13 protein-coding genes and 3 pseudogenes are annotated in these 12,722 nt (G+C 61.1%); 6 read left to right on the top strand and 10 right to left on the bottom strand.

Annotated elements, in window-relative coordinates:
- Nucleotides 1-230 precede the first annotated feature (230 nt).
- The 4 genes and pseudogenes from QN413_RS26065 to QN413_RS26050 all read right to left on the bottom strand — a co-directional run.
- Nucleotides 231-593 carry a hypothetical protein gene (locus tag QN413_RS26065; protein WP_323499496.1) on the bottom strand — a complete coding sequence of 121 codons (363 nt, stop codon included), beginning with the start codon at nt 591-593 and terminating at the stop codon, nt 231-233.
- A gap of 78 nt (nt 594-671) precedes the next feature.
- Nucleotides 672-1,796, bottom strand: coding sequence for a HAMP domain-containing sensor histidine kinase (locus QN413_RS26060; protein WP_323499495.1), 1,125 nt, complete (start codon nt 1,794-1,796; stop codon nt 672-674).
- A gap of 501 nt (nt 1,797-2,297) precedes the next feature.
- Nucleotides 2,298-2,510: pseudogene (locus QN413_RS26055) on the bottom strand (IS3 family transposase); the annotation flags it as partial.
- A gap of 217 nt (nt 2,511-2,727) precedes the next feature.
- Nucleotides 2,728-3,594 (bottom strand): annotated as a pseudogene (locus tag QN413_RS26050) (IS5 family transposase); the annotation flags it as partial.
- 399 nt (nt 3,595-3,993) lie between these two features.
- On the opposite strand from QN413_RS26050, the gene QN413_RS26045 reads away from it, so the two are divergent.
- From QN413_RS26045 to QN413_RS26035, 3 genes are read left to right on the top strand one after another with little or no spacing between them, the layout of a single operon-like run.
- Nucleotides 3,994-4,923, top strand: a complete 930-nt coding sequence (locus tag QN413_RS26045) for a type III polyketide synthase (protein WP_323499494.1) — start codon at nt 3,994-3,996, stop codon at nt 4,921-4,923.
- Between the two features lie 10 nt (nt 4,924-4,933).
- Entirely contained in the window at nt 4,934-5,641 is a 708-nt protein-coding gene (locus QN413_RS26040) for a hypothetical protein (protein WP_323499493.1), read from the top strand.
- Entirely contained in the window at nt 5,638-6,879 is a 1,242-nt protein-coding gene (locus tag QN413_RS26035; protein WP_323499492.1) for an NAD(P)/FAD-dependent oxidoreductase, read from the top strand. Before QN413_RS26040 ends, QN413_RS26035 begins: the two co-directional genes overlap by 4 nt.
- 63 nt (nt 6,880-6,942) lie before the next feature.
- Here the strand turns inward: QN413_RS26035 and QN413_RS26030 are convergent.
- The 6 genes and pseudogenes from QN413_RS26030 to QN413_RS26005 all read right to left on the bottom strand — a co-directional run.
- A pseudogene (locus QN413_RS26030) lies at nt 6,943-7,341 on the bottom strand (transposase); the annotation flags it as partial.
- 245 nt (nt 7,342-7,586) lie between these two features.
- A complete protein-coding gene (locus QN413_RS26025) occupies nt 7,587-7,967 on the bottom strand; it encodes a PepSY domain-containing protein (protein ID WP_323499491.1) in 381 nt (126 codons plus the stop codon).
- Between the two features lie 236 nt (nt 7,968-8,203).
- Nucleotides 8,204-9,013: a metallophosphoesterase family protein gene (locus QN413_RS26020; protein ID WP_323499490.1), complete on the bottom strand. Its 810-nt coding sequence runs from the start codon at nt 9,011-9,013 to the stop codon at nt 8,204-8,206.
- Between the two features lie 12 nt (nt 9,014-9,025).
- Complete coding sequence (locus QN413_RS26015; RefSeq protein WP_323499489.1) at nt 9,026-9,937, bottom strand: diacylglycerol/lipid kinase family protein; 912 nt, start codon at nt 9,935-9,937, stop codon at nt 9,026-9,028.
- Entirely contained in the window at nt 9,934-10,620 is a 687-nt protein-coding gene (locus tag QN413_RS26010; protein WP_323499488.1) for a phosphatase PAP2 family protein, read from the bottom strand. Before QN413_RS26010 ends, QN413_RS26015 begins: the two co-directional genes overlap by 4 nt.
- Nucleotides 10,621-10,697: 77 nt before the next feature.
- Complete coding sequence (locus QN413_RS26005) at nt 10,698-10,904, bottom strand: hypothetical protein (protein ID WP_323499487.1); 207 nt, start codon at nt 10,902-10,904, stop codon at nt 10,698-10,700.
- Between QN413_RS26005 and QN413_RS26000 the strand changes: the two genes are divergently transcribed.
- The 3 genes from QN413_RS26000 to QN413_RS25990 all read left to right on the top strand — a co-directional run bounded on the left by QN413_RS26000 (nt 10,881) and on the right by QN413_RS25990 (nt 12,571).
- Nucleotides 10,881-11,225, top strand: coding sequence for a GyrI-like domain-containing protein (locus QN413_RS26000; protein ID WP_323499486.1), 345 nt, complete (start codon nt 10,881-10,883; stop codon nt 11,223-11,225). The two genes, QN413_RS26005 and QN413_RS26000, sit on opposite strands and share 24 nt — an antisense overlap.
- 20 nt (nt 11,226-11,245) lie before the next feature.
- Nucleotides 11,246-11,404, top strand: a complete 159-nt coding sequence (locus tag QN413_RS25995) for a hypothetical protein (RefSeq protein WP_323499485.1) — start codon at nt 11,246-11,248, stop codon at nt 11,402-11,404.
- Between the two features lie 476 nt (nt 11,405-11,880).
- Nucleotides 11,881-12,571 (top strand): IS6 family transposase gene (locus QN413_RS25990; RefSeq protein WP_323499484.1). Its coding sequence is split into 2 segments (ribosomal slippage): nt 11,881-12,104 and nt 12,103-12,571, totalling 693 coding nucleotides; the frame shifts between segments, so codons are not numbered across the junction.
- The last annotated feature ends 151 nt before the right edge of the window (nt 12,572-12,722 follow it).

Raw genomic sequence — 12,722 nt, 5'->3', positions numbered from 1 at the left:
GAACGGCCGCCAGCGCCACCTTGGCTTTGAATGCCGCTGAGTGCGTGCGGCGGGGTCTTCTGCTCATCTTTGCTCCAATCTTCACAGGCGAGGTCCTCGCCAGCAGCAGCAGTTTCCACACTTATCGGATTGTTCAGATTTCCGGGGCCAGCTCTGGCCCTGGGGCGCGCGATCGAGCAACGCGTCCAACACGACCGGTGCCATGCCGGTGCCCTCGTCCTGAATAGTGACTACACCAGCTGTGCTACTTTTAGTGCCCTGTCGAACGCAAAAAACACCAACCACATTGAAAGTGCCAAGGATAGGTACAGCACCCATGGCGACGCCCCCAGGATGTAGCGGCCTTGCTGCAGCGCGTCGATGGCGCTCGCGTGGACTTCCGTTGAGGAGACCAATGTCGTGCCGGTGCCGGTGCCGGTAGCGACGTACCACAGCACGGCTAGCGTGCCCAGCGCGACATTGCGCGACGGCCCGACCACGATCGTGCGGCCCTTGAGTTGATCAGGGAGAAGCTTGCCTTCAAGCACATCGGAGGCGGCCCTGCAGGGCGTCGACGCGTTTTCGCTTGGTGAACGCCAAAGATTGAACTCCACTCCCGCGAGGCAAGGACTGCGGAGTCCTATGCGCCCGAAGATCGCCCTACAACGTCTCGACGGTCGATCGCCGTGCCTCTAAGCAAGTGAGTACCGCGGCAGACTGATGGTGAAGACACAGCCGGTTCCCGGCACGTCACGCACGCTTAAAGTTCCCAGATCTGCTTCAATGCTCTGCCGGGCGATAGACAGGCCCAGCCCCAACCCAGCATTTGCGTGGCCGCTGTGCTTAAAGGGCACGAACATATTCTCGACACCCTTGGGAGGCAGGCCGCCGCAATGGTCCTCGACGTCGATCAGAACGAATTCTCCAAAAGCATGAGCGTTCAAAGTCACGGCGGTATTTGCGTGAGTGAACTTGAAAGCGTTCTGCAGCAAGTTCGCCAACGCAGCGTGCAGAAGCTCTCGATTCGCGTTGATCGCCAGCACTGGGTCCACGTCGCACACCTCAAAACTCCGCCCTAGCGAATCGGCACTGAATCGACCTGCAATTGCAGAATCCGCGATGAACGAAGCCAGCGAAAACGTTCGACGTTCATGTGGCTTCTCACCACGCACTTCGACAAGTGCACCGCCGATCAGCAGATTCAACGCTTCAAGACTGCGCGACAGGACCGCACCAGTAGCGCCCTTGACTGTCATATTGCCCAACTCCAGCGCGCGAAACGCAAGGGTGGCCGTTCCCAGTGCATTGCGGAGCTCGTGAACCAAAAACCCCAGCCTCTGTTTCTCGCCGGCAATCTGATGCACGGAAATTTGCGCGTCACGCTGAAAGCTGAATTCCGCAACTGAATCAGCGATGGCGTTATCCAAGCATCGATTCAGTGTGCGGAATTGATCAACGGTAAAAGGCGCGTCCCGCTCGAAAGCCAGATCAGTGATCGCCTGACACACATCGCCGTAGTCGTGGACCACCTGATCTACCGTGTAGCCCAGATTCAAAAGCGCTTTGCCGTGTGCTGTCGCGCTCACGCCAATTTCAGACAAGGCCAGCGCATCCCCGCCGGACGGCCCGGAGATTTTGACGCTCGCATCGCCGTCGTTGTTTGTTTCGGCGGCAAGTGTTCGAGTCAGTTGATCCAGGAACATCGACACGCCTTGGACCAGACGCTCTTCGGACGCCGCGCGGTAAGGCCGCTGTGCCGCTTTGAGCTTGCACCGGGCAATTAACTCATCACGGTTGTTGGCAAGGAAACGATGCATAGGAGACTTTCTTGCCCAATGGCAGATGATTGAAAACGCTTTAAGTGCTCTTAATTAAGAGCATTCAGCGCTTGCACTGAGTCAAAATTTCGTCCTAGCGGCAAAAATCGACTTCTCTCCAGCGCGCAGCATGTAGTGAATAAGTTATTGAAGACGTAGGACGAAGGCTTGCAGACCCGTCGTCCCATTGCGATGAGGAAATTCGACGGTAGCGACGAAAAACGCGGTGCAAATCCGCCAAGTCATTACCGAAGCCCGCACTCGGCGGCTTTGACCAGTCCTTTAAATTCAAGGCGTTGGGAGTTGCTCTTTTTGACGGTGCATAGCCGCACGTAGCTGGCGCAACGTCTTTTCAAAGCCCCCGGCATATGCATTGCGGGCCGTCAAGGCTTTACCCTCGGGGCTCTTTGGGCCGATGGACTTTGACCGAGGCTGCCATCGCTGGATTGCCTCCCTGACCTTGCCCCTGGAATCCGTACCCCATAGCCGAGTTCGTGAGTTGGCTTGCTGTGGCTGATTGGCAAGCCAGCCCTGCTCGAACTGCATCGGGCTGACGTATGCCAGCGTAGAGTGCAGCCGGTCGCGGTTGTACCAGAGCAGCCAATCGATGGTTTCGTCCTTCGCCTCGCGCCGGGTCTTGAACCGTTTGCCGTGCAGCCGCTCCACCTTCAACGACCCGAACAGCGTCTCACTGCAAGCGTTGTCCCAGCAGTTGGCCGCCACGTCGGTCAAGTCGGGCCTGGCGCGCGCCATCTTGTACTCGCACCGCCGATGGGCAGCCCTCACGCGCTATGCCAGCGATGGCCGAATCGACTCTGACCACCCTGGACCAGTCGCACCGCCTCCTGCTTGAATTCGAGCGTGTAGCGCGCTCTTGCCGTCTTCGTCATTTCCGTTCTCCTTGCTTGAATGGAAACACTCAGCAAGGGGTACGTTTTTCGAGGGCAAGGTCAATATGCCGTGTGGTTCGCCCATCGATGTCGCGGCACGCCCGCACGAAACCACGTGTGTCGTAGGCCTTGTCGGCTCCAACGGTGATGCGCTGCTCCCGAATTTCGATCTCCCCGAGCATCACCGCGGCCGCATCACACTCGGCAGTCCCAGTGGCCTTCATGGTCTGCACGTTCACCACCAGGCCATGGCGGTTGTCAGTGGCGATGTGCCTCAGGAAGCTGGGCAGCGCCGGTGCCGCGTTGCTCTTGCGATAGAACTGCGAATCGGGATCGGTCCGGGACTCGTGGATCTCGTTGCTGCGCCGCTCACCACGCCAGTCCTCGGGGTCGCGCCCGTCGTCACCGCTGTCCTTGCGACGCATGCTCTTGTGACTGGCCCAGGCCTTGATCTGCGTGCCGTCGACGCTGAAGTGTTCGCCAGACAGCAGGTCCTTGGCCTTGGCCATATCGACCGTAGCGTTGAACAGTTCGATGACGACGACGTGCTCGATCATCTGGTCGCGGTTCTTGCTGAATACCGAGTGGTTCCAGACTGCATCTTCGATCGACAGGCCGACGAACCAACGGAACAGCAAGTTGTAGTTGATCTGCTCGACAAGTTGCCGCTCGCTGCGAACGCTGTAGAGCACCTGCAGCTGCATTGCACGCACCAGCTTCTCGGGCGCTATGCTCGGATGGCCTCCATTGACGTCGGCTTAATACACAGCCGAATGACGCTCGTCCGTCTTGGCAAGCGCTTCGTTTATCCATGTGCGAATCGGTCGCAGCGGATGATTCGCAGGCACGGAGTCTTCCAGCGTCACCTTCGAAAACAGACTCGCGTTGTAGCCGCCACTGCCTCGCATCGTCGCTCCTCGGTCTGCTCAATATCGCAATTGTCGGAAAGATCTCGGGGTTCTTCAACGTCCCTGCCAACACACGACGCCAGAGGGCCTACCAGTCGCGTGGATGTCCTACACAGCTGTCTTTGGCTGGCGGACACCATGGTTTATGACACTTGCTCCGTTGGACGCGCACCCCTCTAGCAACACAACCCTCCTACCGCGCGCAACTGGCCAAGTGCCGAACATCGTTGCTTTGGGGATTTCAGGAGTAGGCAGTTGATTTCGAGGCCGACGTTCATTAGAAGCGTTGAGACGTCCGTTCCGCAGAACCGATTTACGAAAGCTGAGTGCCTGGCTGAGTTTGAAGCTTCAGACTGGTTCGGCAGGCTCGACCGCAGGTCTCACACCATCGCGCGTACGGTGCTGCAACGCGACAACGGTATCGACGCACGTCGGTTGGCGGTGGATCGCCTGGCAGATATTTTCCAGATCGACCCTGACACGTTGAGTGAACGATTCCTCCGCAACGCGCCCGCGCTCGCATCCGACGCGGCGTTTCGCGCGGTGGAGAGGGCCGGTCTCCTGGTCGCCGACATCGATGCTGTCGTCGTCAGCACATGTACCGGCTACCTGTGTCCTGGCCTGTCCGGCTATGTTGTCGAACGCCTGGGGCTCCGACCGAACGTCCAAGCCTATGACTTAGTAGGCCAGGGTTGCGCCGCGGCCCTTCCGAACATGCAAATGGGTCGGGCCCTGCTGCTCGGCGGTGATTGCCGCCATGTTTTGTCAGTTTGCGTCGAGGTCAGCAGTGCGGCGATGTACCTTGACGACGATCCCGGGGTTCTCATCAGTGCCTGCTTGTTTGGTGACGGCGCGGGCGCGGCGGTGTTGTCACGCGAGCCCCGCTCGGATGGGCGCTCCATCGAGTGGACGGACAACACCTCGCTGGTATTGCCCGAGCACAGGCGCGCTCTCAGGTTCGAAAGCCGCGCGGGGATGCTGCGTAACATTCTTACCAAAGAAGTTCCCGGACTCGCCGCATCCAATGCACTTGCGGTGCTGAATACGGTGCTCGATCGCGCTCGTGTCACGCTATCAGACGTGAACACATGGATCATGCACGCGGGTGGGCGGGATGTGCTGCAAGCAATCGAAACGCGGTTCGAACTCACAAAGCCGGACCTTCGCTACAGCGCGGAGATGCTGCGGGAATACGGCAATCTGTCGAGCGCGTTTGTGTATTTCGTGCTGCAGGCGGCGCTGGCCGACGAGGCCCCCGATGGCTGGTGGTGGCTGTCGTCGTTCGGCGCTGGCTTTTCTTGCCACGGTGCTTTGCTCAAGGTCGGGTGAGCATCGGCGAATGAACACTTCATCCCTGATGCCGCGCCAGGTGACGCCCGAGGCGCTTGACTCGCTTAGTGCCGACGACCCTGCCGCGCAGCGATCTCGCCGTGACCTTCGCCGCCTTCACGTCGTGATGGGCACTCTTTCGATCATGACGCGTGCGATCGGCGCCAAGCCAAACCGCGCGCCGCTACGCATCCTCGAGCTCGGTGCAGGCGACGGCTCGCTGGCACTGCGCTTCGCGCACAGACATGCGCGGCAGTGGCCGCGCGTGTCATGGACTTTGCTCGATCGCCAGGACACCGTCGCCGAGTCGACGCTGCACGGTTTGCGCGCGGTCGGTTGGCAGCCCATCATCGTTGTCGCCGACGTGTTCGACTGGCTAAGTAGGAACCAGCAATGCGGTTGGGACATCGTTGTCGCGAACCTGTTTGTCCACCACTTCGAAGGCGATGAGCTCGGACATCTGTTGCGCGCGCTATCCAAGGTCACGCCACTGTTCTTCTGCTGCGAACCACGGCGAAATATCACAGCGCTGATTGGCAGCCACCTCGTCGGCCTGATCGGCGCCGGGACAGTGACTCGCGAGGATGCGGTGCTCAGCGTTCACGCCGGCTTTCGGGACTGCGAACTGTCGGCGCATTGGCCGAGCCACGAAGGCTGGTCGCTGCGCGAGTATCCGGCAGGTCTCTTCAGCCACTGCCTGCTGGCGCGCAAGACGTGAGCGCCTCACCCGCTTTACAGTACGACGCTATCGTGGTCGGTAGCGGGCCTGCGGGCGCGACCGCAGCGCTGCTACTGTCGCGGTCGGGCTGGCGTGTAGCGATCGTCGAGAAAGCTGCATTCCCGCGCCGCAAGGTATGCGGTGAGTTCGTCTCGGCCACGACGTGGCCGCTCCTCGATGCGCTTGGGGTCGGCGACGAACTCAGGGGCCAGGCGGGGCCCGTCGTGCGCCGCGTCGGGGTGTTCGCGCGCACGTCGATGGTCACGGCGCCGATGCCTGCCACAGGCAACGGGGTCGAAGGGGGGCGCGCAGTCAGCCGGGAATCGCTTGACGCAGTTCTCCTGTGCCGCGCCGTGGCGGCAGGCGCGACGCTCTGGCAACCGTGGACCGTGGCAGCGTTCGAGTCCGGCGCCGGGCGACATCCCTGCACTATTGAGCACCGAGAGCGGGGCGAACGCATCGTGCTGGAGGCGCCGGTAATCGTCGCCGCGCACGGCTCGTGGGACCGCGGCCCGCTTCCCACACAGCCACGGCGCAAGGCTGCCGCCGCGTTGGACCTTCTCGGCTTCAAGGCACGGTTCCTGGGCGGCACGCTCGATGAAGATCTGATGCCGCTGCTCGCGTTCCCCGGCGGTTACGGCGGCATGGTCAACACCGGCGCGGCGCGAGTCAGTCTGTCGTGCTGCATCCGTCGAGACCATTTGGACGCCGCCCGCGCTCGGCACCCGGGGCGTACTGCGGGGGAGGCCGTGCTCGCGCACATCTTCGAACACTGCGACGGTGTCCGCGCAGTCCTGGCCACAGCCTCTTGCGATGGCCAGTGGCTCGGGGCGGGGCCGATCCGGCCAGGCATCCATGACTTCGGCCGAGATGGCGTGTTCGCGGTCGGCAACGCCGCTGCCGAGGCGCACCCCATCGTGGCCGAAGGTATCAGCATCGCGATTCAGTCCGCAGCGCTGCTAGCGGAGACCCTTGGCTGCTTCTCCGCTGCCGCGTCTGCACCCTTGGCGCTGGCGGTGGCACACGCGCGGTACCAACGGCTTTGGCGCCGCAACTTTACGCCGCGTATGCGCGCCTCCGCGCTTTACGCCCGAATGTTCATGCGGCCCTTGTCGACGCGGCTCGCGGTGGTGTCGATGCAGGTCTTCCCATCTATGCTGCGCATCGGCGCCGCGTGGAGCGGCAAGTCGCGCCAGCTGCAATTGCACTTGAACGCACCTCTCGGAGACGACGCATGACTAAGACTGCTGGCGCCGGCTCATATTTAACCTAGAGGAGCTGCGGCTAAAAACTTGGACTGTTTATGCCATGAACTCCAAGCTTCGACGGTAGTCAAGAGGGCTACGCGCGCCCAAGGACATCTTGATCCGCTTCTCGCTGTACCAGCGGATGTAAGAGTCCAAGGCTTGGGTGAACTGCTCAACGGTCGTTGACTGCCAGTTGCCAGGATAGAACCATTCGGTCTTCAATCGACCGAAGAAGCCCTCGCAAGCCGCATTGTCGGGCGAACACCCTTTGCGGGACATCGAACGCGTCAGCTCGGCATCCGCGATGCGTGCCAGCCATCCCGGCCATCGATAGTGAGCGCCGCGATCCGAATGCACAACAGGCCGGTTGGTGCTGATGTCGATCGTGTCGATAGCGGCATCCAGCATCGTGTTCACGCGCTGCGCGTCCGGGCGCATGCCGATCGTCCAACTTGAGTATTCCGGTCGAACGTGACCGGTGATTCCAGCAACGTGACCGCCATTCCGGCGAACGTGACCGGTACGGCGGTATGCGCCTCCGGCATGGGGATTGTCTGCATAACTCGACCCTATCCGTACCTCGTCAAAAGCAAGAGAACACGGACGACATGGTCCATCATGCAAGCTGATCTGCGCATCACGACCGTATGACGGCTGTGCTGCCAGGGCAACCGGCGCTGCGCTGCATGCAAAGCGACTTACTTCTTTGCCTTAGTTGCGGCGAGATCGGCCGCTGCTTCGGTGCCCTGAGCCTTTGGCCCTTCCCACACCTTCCACAATACCTTGCCTGTCCCGGCATCCACGGCGACCTCGACGATCGACGTCTTGCTCAGCAGTTTGATGTCGAACGTATAGATCAGGCAACCGCCTTCGGATTCCAGTCCGGAACTGGAGACCGAGGTCGCCGCCACGTTGACGGCCTTGAGCGCGGTGCTCTCAGCGTCAGCCTGCGTCACTTTGGCCAACGCCGGAAGGTCTGCATCCGTGATGCCCGCTTTGGGATGAATCGAGCAGGGCAACTTGGCGGCACTGGCGCCGAACGATGCCAGGAGCGCGACGACGAGAAAGACTTTTTTCATGGGAACTCCGACCTCATTTCAGGGGTGGTCGAGGGCAGTAGGGCCATGACGTATGGCCGCTGTCGCTCTAGCACGATGGATGGTGCAGCCCGTGCGACCGGAGCGTCTGTGCGATGACCAATACGACCCGGGGCATTGCCTTGCCGAGTCGCATGAACAGCTTCAACGCTGGCGGCGAAGACTGTCGTTACTTGCGAGCACTGCTAACGGCTGGTTCAGCGAAACAGCGCACACCTTCAGTAGTCGACCCAACGGCCAGTCTCTTGTCTGAACCGTTCGGTCTGTACCAACAAAAAGGCCCCAGCGTCGGCATGCCACGCGTGGCGCTCGACGCTGACGGATTCCTCGCTGACCCGCAACACGTTGAACGCGTTCACTTCACCGCGGCTGCGCGTGGAGGTCGCAGTGCCGGCTTGTACAGCGAGCGCTGCATAGCCAGGAAAGTCGTGACGGCTGGACGTATCACCCGCATGGCTAGTGTGGAAGTGGCCCGCAAGCAGCAAATCGACGCCGCAGGTCGAGAAAGCTTCCATCGCCTGGCGTGCTCGCCCAACCAGTTTGACCTTGCCCGTCACGTCGGGCAGGTCGAAGGGGTGATGGGTGACGATGATCTTGGTAGTTCCAGGCGGCAGTGCGGCGATGCGGCAACGGATCGATTCGATTTGGGCGTCGTCGATGCGGCCGCCCTTGAAAGTCATTGCGCGCGCGGTATTGACGCCGAGAACGGCAATCTCCTCATCGATGAACGACGGCTCCAAGTCTTCATTGATGCTGCGACGGTAGTTGCCGAAGGGATCTAGGATCCGCTCAAGGACCCTGTACAGCGGTACATCGTGGTTACCAGGAACGACGACCTGCGGCCTGGGCAAGCGATCAAGAAAGGCACGCGCATGACGGAACTGATCGACCCGCGCTCGTTGAGTCAGGTCACCTGAAACAACGACGCAATCCGGTCGGCTCGCCTGCACTCTGGCGAGCAAGGGTTCGATCACGGCCGGGTCGGTTCGGCCGAAGTGAAGATCCGAAAGATGGACCAAAGTGCGCATCAACGACCCATCTCAAGGGCCTGGCCGATCCGACGAAACCGCGCCGAGAACCGTCAGGCAGGCCGGGCGGATGCGATAGTGCAGCGGCGGCTTCATGACGCTGGTCTCGCCGTCGGTCGCCACGCGCAGGTGATGATGACTGCTCTCGACAATGATCTCGGTGCCGAGCACAACGTCGAAATCTCGCGCCTGTTTCAACTGCCCCACGAGCGCTCGAAGCGAGAGTTGCACGAGCCGTATGCGTCCCGCTCGCTGTGTTGCGTAAAGGCTCAGACTGCCGCCGGTCAAGCTCTCGCGGTCGCCCATAGAAAAGCCTTCCATCCGATATTCATTGTTGCCGATGAAGACGAAAGGGGTACGCCGCCGATGCTCAATCCCCTTCACCGAGAGACAGACGCTGAGGAACGGGTACTTCCGAAGCGCCGTTACGGATGCCCAAAGAAGTGCCAGCCATTTGCCGCGGCCGATACGTTTTCGCTGTCGATCCCGCTCGTGGACGATGTCCGGGTACAGGCCTAGGCTCGAATTATTGATGAAGACGCGTCCGTTGACTTCGCCCACGTCGACTCGAGTGCGTCGCCCAGCGGCGATCTGCCTGACCGCTGCATCGAGGGCCAAGGGAAGCCCCAGATCCTTGGCAAAGTGATTAAGCGTGCCGAGCGGTAAGATCCCAAGTGCGATATCGCCGCCCGCCAACTCTGCTGCGACCGTGCTGGCAGTTCCGTCGCCGCCACCGGCGACGATGACGTCAGCGTGCTTGGAGATGGCATCGGCGATCTTCGCGGCAATCTCCCCGCCCCCTCTGGCCAGACAAACCTCCGCGGGTACACCGGCAGACACGAACAGGCCCTGAACCTGGCGAGTTAGCGCCTCATCGTGGCCGCTCCCGGAGTTGGCATTGAGGATCACGAAGATGCGGCTCATCGCAATGAATGCGGCCGGTCCTGCCCGCGCTCAGCCAAAAGCGTATCCGGCGTGGAGCCGACTTTGCGCCAAAACGTGGTCAACGCGCTCAGGCAAAGCGCGACCCAGGCGACGCCTTCGGCGAAGGCCGCACCGACGTCACTGAGGTAATGCACGCCGAGATACATCCGAGAAAACGCCACCAGCAAAATCGCCAACGCTGCTGCGGTGACAGCCAGAACCCGCCATTGGAGCGCCCGCGTTTGGCCGAACACCCAGACTACGCCGAGCCCATAAAAGATCGTGCTGGCCGCGACGTGCCCGCTCGGAAAGCTGTAGCTCGTAAGGGTAAGAAGTGGATCAGCAAAGTGTGGTCGGGCGCGATGAAATGCGAGCTTCATCAGCACGTTGAGTAGCATGCCGCCGACCACACAAAGCGCCAGCGTCGAAACGCGGCGCCACCGTCGCTTTTGGAAGGCCAGAATGCCGACGATGCTTGTGTAGAAGGTCATCGCAACGGTCGAGTGAAGTTCCGAAACTACCAACATCCAGTGCGTCGCGCCGGTGCGCGCGTGCAGGTGCAGCCATTGGGCGACCCGCTCATCCAGAACGGTCAGGCGGTCCCCCGTCACGACGTCTTCGGCAATGGAGCCGAACAGCCACGCAGCGGCGACGAGGAGCACGGCCCCAACGCCGAGTTGCATGACCAGACGAACCCGAGCCGATGGATCGCGAGCCTCAGGCACAAGGCAAACAGGTTTTGCAAAGATGATTCATACCGTCATTTGGTGGCTGCGGGCAAAACCCCGAGCAGCAATAGCTGTTGATTAAGAACCGAAGTGCACACTATCACCTCCAAGTCGAGTTGCGAGAACTCCTTGGCCTTGGCCTTGGTCTGTCGAACGAAAGGGCTTTCGACCAACTCTTCGCGCGCGTGGCTGCGCTCGGGCTTGGGCGGTCCGCCATGCGCATATTGACCTTGTTTCATAAGGATCCGGGTAGCTTGAAGACGGTGGCCCTCCGCTCGACGGCCGTCTTCGTGGGATGCGCACCGGCGGCGCCGGGGGCGGGTCTGACGCCGCTGATGATCGATGGTGGCTTGTTCGCGCGTCTTGCGCACACTGGCCCCTATGCAACGATGCCGGCGGCTTACCGGTGGCTGTTTGGTCACCGGCTTGCAGCAAGCGGCCGCCATCTCGGCGCCAGCCCGGTGATTGAAGAGTACCTCAACAGCCCGCGGCAGACAGCGCCGAATGACTTGCGAACCTACCTTCAAATGCCGCTCCAGCCGATTGAGACTTTGGCATAAGTGAACGCGAGGTTGACAAAGTGACCAGGGCCCTGCCGCCGCTTCCGGCCGAGGTACGCAAAGTCTTCAATGCCTGGCCAAGCGAAGCTCGCGCGCAGTTGCGCAAGCTGCGTGCGCTCATCTACGCGACGGCCGAGCGCACGCCCGGCGTCGGCATGCTCGAAGAAGCACTACGCTAGGGCGAGCCGGCGTACATCACCTCGCAAACGAGCAGTGGCAGCACCGTGAGGATCGGCTGGAAACCCGCACGCCCGAAATACGTTGCGATATATTTTCATTGCCTCACAGGGCTCGGCGGAACGTTTCGCACGCTTTTCCCGGGCGGGTTCGCATTCGACCGCAATCGAGCCATCCTGCTCAGGATCGGCGAGCAGTTCGATCGCAACGCAATCGCCATGTGCATCGCGGCAGCGCTGCGCTACCACCTCGAACGCCGCTCGCGTCGATGAAGCATTGGCGTCGACTACGCTCTCAAGCGGTCGCTGTCGCCAAGCCATGGCGGTCATGGCGGTCGGCTCGGTGCCGAACAACTGACATCAAGTCTGGTGCTGCCAACTGTAGTGAGCAAAGCAATGCCGCGATGCGCTCAATTTGGTTCTGTCGCGATAAGCCACATCGGCTGCTCTGCGAGGTTGGCGAATCAGGGAAGTTGACGATGAACGGAACGTTGCGCAAGGAGCTCAGGCGACTGGACTACCCGCTGGAGGTGATGTTGCTGTGCGTGCGCTGGTATGCGGCCTACCCGCTGAGCCTGCGGCACATCGAAGAGATGATGGCCGAGCGAGGCGTGTTCGTCGATCACGCCACAGTCCATCGCTGGGCGATGGAGATCTTGCCGGTGCTGACCGCCGTGTTCCGACGACGCAAACGGCCGGTGCGCCAGTTGGCGCATGGACGAGACCTATTTCAAGGTCGCCGGCCAGTGGAAGTACCTGTACCGCGAGGTCGACCGCGATGGCCACACGATCGACTTCATGTTGCGTGCCAAGAGAGACTGCGCTACTGCACGTTGTTTCCTGGAGCGGGCCATTGGCCTGCACGATGTGCCCGAGAAGATCACCATGGACAAGAGCGGCTCCAATACGGCTGCCATCCTGAGCGTGCAGGCTGCATCTGGCGCACGCATCAAGTTGCGTCAAAGCAGATACCTCAACAACGTCCTGGAGCAGGACCACCGCGCGATCAAACGCATCGTGCGGCCGATGCTCGGATTCAAGTCCTTTCGCTGTGCACGCGTCTCCATTACCGGCATTGAATTGATGCACACGATCAAGAGGGACCAACTCGACTGCACTGAAGGCCAAGTTTCGCCTGCGGCATCGAAGTTCTACACACTGGCATTTTGAGCGCAAGGAAGCAGCCTCGCTTCACTGGGCTCCGCGGCACTACTGCGACAGAACCGACCTGAATCGCCCCGGGATTGAACTGACCCCCAGAAGTTGGACGAACTTCAAGGAGTCCCATGGAGAAGTACGAGACAGAGTTCAAGCTCCAGGT

Source organism: Variovorax sp. LG9.2, assembly GCF_035018885.1.
In the GTDB taxonomy this organism is placed as follows: domain Bacteria; phylum Pseudomonadota; class Gammaproteobacteria; order Burkholderiales; family Burkholderiaceae_C; genus Variovorax.
The sequence above is the reverse complement of the archived record's forward strand: the minus strand, read 5'-3'. Positions and strand labels throughout refer to the sequence as shown.

Excerpts from the sequence above, each read along its gene's own strand:
- QN413_RS26060 (WP_323499495.1), bottom strand. The coding sequence starts at position 1,796 with ATGCATCGTTTCCTTGCCAACAACCGTGATGAGTTAATTGCCCGGTGC.
- QN413_RS26040 (WP_323499493.1), top strand. The coding sequence starts at position 4,934 with ATGAACACTTCATCCCTGATGCCGCGCCAGGTGACGCCCGAGGCGCTT.
- QN413_RS26025 (WP_323499491.1), bottom strand. The coding sequence starts at position 7,967 with ATGAAAAAAGTCTTTCTCGTCGTCGCGCTCCTGGCATCGTTCGGCGCC.
- QN413_RS26020 (WP_323499490.1), bottom strand. The coding sequence starts at position 9,013 with ATGCGCACTTTGGTCCATCTTTCGGATCTTCACTTCGGCCGAACCGAC.
- QN413_RS26015 (WP_323499489.1), bottom strand. The coding sequence starts at position 9,937 with ATGAGCCGCATCTTCGTGATCCTCAATGCCAACTCCGGGAGCGGCCAC.
- QN413_RS26010 (WP_323499488.1), bottom strand. The coding sequence starts at position 10,620 with ATGCAACTCGGCGTTGGGGCCGTGCTCCTCGTCGCCGCTGCGTGGCTG.
- QN413_RS26000 (WP_323499486.1), top strand. The coding sequence starts at position 10,881 with ATGCGCATATTGACCTTGTTTCATAAGGATCCGGGTAGCTTGAAGACG.
- QN413_RS26005 (WP_323499487.1), bottom strand. The coding sequence starts at position 10,904 with ATGAAACAAGGTCAATATGCGCATGGCGGACCGCCCAAGCCCGAGCGC.